The organism is Spirosoma lacussanchae, from assembly GCF_005870035.1.
Classification (GTDB): domain Bacteria; phylum Bacteroidota; class Bacteroidia; order Cytophagales; family Spirosomataceae; genus Spirosoma; species Spirosoma lacussanchae.
The window spans coordinates 131,960-138,259 of record NZ_SWJG01000011.1; the positions used below are offsets into that span (position 1 = coordinate 131,960).

Here is a 6,300-nt window from a genome sequence, read left to right on the forward strand (position 1 = left end):
GAAGCCGACAAAATTCAGCATCCAGCATGCTTACTTTACCATGTTAATCATATGTGCAATACTCGTTATCCTGCCGTGGAGGCTAGTTTCAGACAGTTGCCTATATGGCTTCTTTACCTTTTTTTCGTGTGCAGTCGTACGTCTGCATCACATGTGGTGGGAGGAAACTTAGAATTGACATCGCTGGACAAAACACCAGGTCGATTTAAAGTTGCGCTGAACTTGTATTTTGACGAAATCAATCAGGATGTTGGGGGCGTCCCACAAGCTGATGCCCTTATTTTTGTTTATAGAAAATCGGATAATAAGCGCATTACCAGTTTTTTCATCGATTATGTGAGCAGGAAGCCAGTTGTCTACACAAACCAGCTGTGCGCTACCCAACGGCAGATCAAGACGACCCTGTATCGTTACGAGCGTGTTGTTAATTGGGACCCTTTTGAGTATACAGATGTAGAAGGCTATTATATGACCTGGCAATACTGCTGTCGCAATGGTGATATCGATAATATCCATACTCCTGCATTGGCCGGGCAAACCTTCTACCTGGAATTTCCAGCCATTTATCCCTCCGGCGCCCGACTTGTTTTTAACTCATCGCCAGTTTTTGACCAAGTTGACGGCGAATTTATCTGTATAAATGAGCCCTTTCGATTCTCATTCGATGCACGTGACGCCGACGGGGATGAGTTACGCTACTCAATGGTAACTCCCTTTGACCGATTAGACCCCGAATTGGGAATCGGTAGCGCCAATGGTTTAACCATTCAGTGGCTACCCGGTTATACACCCGAACAGGCGATCCCTGGAGCCCCCCCCCTGACAATTAATAAGCAAACTGGCGAATTACATGTAACAGCGACAAAACAAGGACTTTATGTTTTTTCCGTGCTTGTTGAAGAGTATCGCAGAGGACAACGTATAGGTTCAGTTAGGCGCGATTATCAGTTGTTTGTTATCGATTGCCCGCCAACAATACCCCCAGATCCAACTATACTCGTAAACAATGAGCCTGTAACTGAAATTCAGGTTTGCGATGGAAAATCCATAAAGTTAGAAGCAACTACTAATTTAAATTGGGACTATCAATGGAAGAAAGATGGTAAAAATATTACAGGTGCTACTAAATCATCATTGACAGTTACTGAAAGTGGCACGTATCAATTAACAACCTCACTTAAGGCTCAGTGCTCAAAAACACGTCGCTCTCGCGATGTCAATGTTACCGTACTAACCAATCGAATTAAGATCACATCCCAAAATCCACCACATATCTGCGGCACTGCTGGCCTAGTCAACCTAACTGTTCCTGCTGGTAGTAATTTAACGTATCAATGGTACAAAGATAGCAAGCTGTTATCCATTCAGACCAATGCACTAGCGGCCTCTCAGGTTGGTCAGTATTGGGCTGTCGTTCGCGATAACAATCGGGGCTGTTTGTCAATCTCAGATACGGCGACCATAACCTCCGTTTCGCTACCAGAAGTTGCACTGACTCCCCAACGAGCCACAACGGTTATCTGTGCCGGCGATTCGTTGGCACTGATAGCTACGCAACGATCTACCTATCAATATCAATGGCTGTATAACGGATTACCAGTGGCTAACGCCACGACCAACCGCATTAGCATGCGTCAGGCCGGACAGTATGCGGTGACCATAACGGACACAACTGGTTGCCAGACCACGAAGAACTACAACTTGACTGTAACAGCGGCCGTTTCTGTTACATTCGACTCAATACCCAAGCAATGTGGTTTATCTTCAGCTTCACTGATTACCCTGAAAGGGAACCCGGCCGGGGGTTACTTTACTGGTCCCGGTGTCTCGGGTGATCAGTTTAATCCTAGGCAAGCTGGTGCAGGTCGGCACCGTTTAACCTATACCCTACAAAGCGAACTAGCCTGTCAGAACGGACAAGCTCAACGACTAGCCGTTATAGGTGACCCTGCTGTGACTATAGTGCCGGCACGTGCCGTTACAGAAATTTGTGCCAATGATTCGTTAGTACTTGCTGCACAAACGCCTACTGGTTCAGACCCCTACCAGTTCATGTGGTTGCACAACGGGCAGCCTTCATCTGGAGGAGTTAACCTGGTGGCTCGTCGAGCTGGCCAATATCAGGTTAACGTGACCGATTCCTACGGATGCGACGCTCAATCGCTTCCTTTTTCTTTAACCGTTGCACCGACCATTCGGGTAACGATGGATTCTATTCCCCCACTTTGCGGAATTAATCATCCGGTCATAATACTTCGAGGATACCCAGACGGAGGAGTCTTCCGTGGTCCAGGCGTCATGGGAAATAAATTTGATCCGCGTTCTGCTAAAGTGGGATCGCATGTATTGCAATATAATGTAAGTAGCCCGTTTACCTGTCAGAATGGAATTGCGTCACGAATTGCAGTCATTCGCCCACTTCCAGCTATAGAATTAGGTGCAGATCGAGAAATAGGGCGAGGAAGTACGACTCGACTGGGTATAAGTCTAAAAGGAACCTACCAATATTCCTGGGCTCCACCATTAGGTTTGACTGATTCGAGAAGTGCGGAACCCGAAGCAAATCCGGACGAGACAACTAGCTATACGGTCACCGTACAGGACGAATATGGTTGCACTACAACTGATTCTATCACTGTGCATGTATACGAGCGAATCTGGATACCCGATGCTTTTACACCTAACGACGACGGCCTAAATGACCATTGGGAGTTGCGTGGTATAGAAAGTTATCCAAAAGCCGAGGTAACAATTTTTAATCGGTGGGGAGAGGTGGTATTTTTTTCTATTGGGTATCAGAAGCCCTTCAACGGTCAATATCTTGACACTCGTCTACCAGCAGGTGTTTACGCATATCAGATTAAACCTACCCCTTCGCAACGAGCTTATCAAGGTAGTGTGCTACTAGTTCGATAAACTGAGGTACCTAAGCTTTGGACTTGCTACATTTGACTGGATACTATTTTTAGGCAGCATTGGGGACAAAACCTACTGGATAAACTGCGCCCTTAGAACCGTACCAATTTGTTGAATAACGAAGTTGTTTGTTGATTCAATTCGTTACTTCTGGTTTTGATTCCCCTTCGGCCCCTTCAAAGACCTGCACAGGCGTTTTATAGCCTAAGCCCTGATGAAAACGACGCTCGTTGTAGAAGCTGAAATACTCGCTCAGCCCCTGCTCTAAAGCTCATCCATCTGCATAGGCATACAGATAAATATGCTCGTATTTGACCGGGCGCCACAGCCGCTCGACTAAGATGTTATCTAATGCTTGACCTTTGCCATCCATCGAGCCGGGTGGCTGGTGCCATTTGTACCGACGCAGCCAGCATGATACTGGTAAACTCTTCCGATGTAAACTGACAGCCTTTGTCAGTATTGAAAATGGTCGGAGCCGGATAACGACCCAGCGCATCCCGCAGCACCTGACTACACCAACCCGCATCCATGCTGCTTGACACTGACCATACCAGCACATATCGGCTATGCAGGTCAATAATCGCCATGAGATACATATATCCTTCCGCATCGGTACATACGTCAGGTCAGTGGCCCAAACCTGATGAACTCGGCCAATGACCAGGTCCCGTAACAGATACAGATCTACTTTATAATTCGTTGCTGGTTTTGAGAGGTTTATATTAGGACAGATAGCCTCTAATCCCATCTGCCGCATTAGCCGGCTTACTCGTTTGTGGTTCCCTAGTACCCTTTTTCGGCTAGGGCCAACTGCATTTTGCGGTAACCATATTGCGGAGACTGCATGTACTGCTCATCAAGTAAGCGCATCAGTACCAAATCTTCTGCGGGGGCAGGCACGGGCTTATAGTAGTAAGCTGACCGATGCAAGCCCAACCAAGCGCACTGCTGCTGGATGCTACTGGGGGCAGTGGGGTCAATTAAGCTTCGGCGTTGAGTAAGGTTCATGCCGTCAACTTTGTTTGAAAAAACTGACTTCCATTTGCAGCCGCCCGATCTGTTCATAGAGTAGGGCGATATCTGTTTCAGGCGCAGCTACAGCGGCCTATCCCAATGGCTGGAAGACGCTAGCGGCTGATTCAAGGAAGTGCTTCTTGCAATCGGTGAGCTGATTGGGATGGAGCTCATAGCATTTGCTGATGGTGGCGAGCGTGTCCTTTTCTTTGAGGACTTCCAGCACCACTTTCAGTTTAAACTGCGGGGTAAATTTGCGCTTGCCTTTGGTGTTCATGGGCTAAAATTAGCCTCATATCCAACTTAGTGGGTGGTCTGAATTTGGGGGCGCACTATTATGGTTGATGTAATAGCGTTTTCCGGTGGCAGTCACTTCAATGAAAAGCCAGCCGGGATATTCCTTGAGCAGCGTGTACCAGGTACCCGCTTCGAGTATCACCACGACGCCCTGTTTCAGCTGCCTGTCCATAAAACCACGGTCCCCTGCTTCGGCGGCTTCCCCAAACGAAAACAAGTCTAGTGAGTTGGCGCAGGCTACTGTCGATGTGGTCACCATTCCTATCCGCGAAGCCATACGTTTTTCCTCTTCGTCCTTATACCAGACAAGAGCGACACACACAAAAAAACAAACGGCTAGTAAACGAAACCTCATGCCACAAAAGAATCACTGCTTTCTTGCTCTTACTAAGGTTCAATCAGATTCAACGGTCTATCGGAGGTTGACCGGGACGGGAACCTCATCCCGCTTGCTCTCGATCTCTGCCTGCAGCGAGGAGGTCAATCGACTTAATAAGTTGAGACCCGTGATCGCTTCAATGGCGTCGACCGATGTCCGGTAGGCTGTCCAGGATTCTGCGCCGGCTTCGTTCCTGTTGGGAATCCGAATGGCAATCACCCGCGTCTGGGCATTGATCCGCTGCAGATCGTTGCTTCCCACAGGTAACACCACAATGACTTTCCAGAACCAGGCCGGCACATTGAGGGGAGCGGCCTTGCCCGTTCCCAGTTCTTTCACCTCTCCTTTATCGCCAATGCCCCCACTTCGGTCCGCCCCCGCGATGATATAGCATTCATTGCCCTGGCTGATCAGGGAGCGCGTATACTCCTCCAGTCGATACCAGGCCTGCCGATTAAGAGCAGGTGCCTGGGGCAGTATGTTCGTTAAGACAAACGTGGACCGGTTTTCGTCGGCATTACCATCCTGATCATCCGAGGGGCAGAGGTGGCCACGATCGAAACCGCTATTGGTATAGTAATCTGTCCGGACAATCGGAGCACCAGCAGGAAGATTGGATTCGGATTCGGGGATAAACGAACCGCTGTAACGGTCGACGTTTCCTTTCCAAGCGGTGGACAGATGCCAGCTGACCCAAAGTGCATTTCCCACAGTAGGATTTTAGGCCAATGAATAGGCCGGTCGGGTGATCAGGTAATTAGTGGCCTGGAGGTTGGTCGCATTGGAGGGATTGCCTAACCCCATATTATCGTCCCGGGAGGGAACCTGCGATGAATCATCGATAGGTGGAATCGGAGCTGTGGTACACTGGCTCAGGCAGGCTGTGAGAGCCAAAAGAAGAATGGTGTGGCGGATCATAACAGACGCTGTAATCACTTATTGGCATATATATGTTGTCAATACAAATTGGCAAATCGTATATATTTGCAGTATCAATTAAGGCAAAACCTTTAATGGTGTGGATAGAATCAGAAAGCCGATCTCCTCATAGGGATCGGCTTTCTTTGTTACTAGAAAACTTGCTCTCATTACCTGTTAACTCATAATCTTTGGAAATTATAAAGTTGATAAAGGTAATAGTTGAACTGATATAGTCTTGCTCGATAACCAACCCGCTACTGGATAAGGTTTCTAAAAAAGAGGGTTTTCGTGAACGTTTTTACTAAACGCAAATAAAAAAGTCAATTATCTGTTATTCAATACATTATGAGTCCATTTAATTGTTTTACAAGGCCTTTAATTGTCCGAAATTAGGCTTGACTCATCTGAAAATTATTGACTGTTGTGCGATCCTGAATATGAAAAGACTGACAAACTATGTTATTGATCCGTGAGTAAGTCCGTAAACTTATATTGCTCGTAAATAATTGCTTTTGAACAACTTAATCTACAACAAACTTTATAGATTAATTCACGCGTCAATAGGACAAGACAGTCAACCCAAACGCCTGCGCAATTGCCGACTAATGCCAACCCTGTTGGCTAAGTTTTACACAGCGTCGTCTTAGAAAGTGTTTTGGAATTATATTTGGTTTATGACTTATACACGCTGCAACATAAGCTGGATGTTGGCCAAGTACAGCCAGCATACCGAAGAAGATGTGGTGTACTCATAATCCTTTACTAGCCGA

The 6,300-nt window shown here is 47.0% G+C and carries 5 protein-coding genes and 2 pseudogenes; 1 reads left to right on the plus strand and 6 read right to left on the minus strand.

The annotated features are described in order from the left end of the window. Positions 1-51 precede the first annotated feature (51 nt). Positions 52-2,916: a gliding motility-associated C-terminal domain-containing protein gene (locus tag FBR45_RS24480; RefSeq protein ID WP_138507112.1), complete on the plus strand. Its 2,865-nt coding sequence runs from the start codon at positions 52-54 to the stop codon at positions 2,914-2,916. Between the two features lie 344 nt (positions 2,917-3,260). Here FBR45_RS24480 and FBR45_RS24485 read toward each other — a convergent pair. The 6 genes and pseudogenes from FBR45_RS24485 to FBR45_RS26920 form a co-directional block, all read right to left on the minus strand. Beyond that, a pseudogene (locus FBR45_RS24485) lies at positions 3,261-3,518 on the minus strand (DDE-type integrase/transposase/recombinase); the annotation flags it as partial. A gap of 506 nt (positions 3,519-4,024) precedes the next feature. Further along, entirely contained in the window at positions 4,025-4,210 is a 186-nt protein-coding gene (locus FBR45_RS24490) for a transposase (protein ID WP_138507114.1), read from the minus strand. 15 nt (positions 4,211-4,225) lie between these two features. Beyond that, on the minus strand, positions 4,226-4,585 hold the full coding sequence (locus FBR45_RS24495) for a hypothetical protein (RefSeq protein WP_138507115.1): 360 nt from the start codon (positions 4,583-4,585) through the stop codon (positions 4,226-4,228). Between the two features lie 57 nt (positions 4,586-4,642). After that, entirely contained in the window at positions 4,643-5,320 is a 678-nt protein-coding gene (locus FBR45_RS24500) for a DNA/RNA non-specific endonuclease (protein ID WP_246082370.1), read from the minus strand. A gap of 9 nt (positions 5,321-5,329) precedes the next feature. Continuing rightward, on the minus strand, positions 5,330-5,503 hold the full coding sequence (locus FBR45_RS26695; RefSeq protein ID WP_246082371.1) for a hypothetical protein: 174 nt from the start codon (positions 5,501-5,503) through the stop codon (positions 5,330-5,332). 706 nt (positions 5,504-6,209) lie between these two features. Further along, positions 6,210-6,300, minus strand: a pseudogene (locus FBR45_RS26920) (IS5 family transposase); the annotation flags it as partial.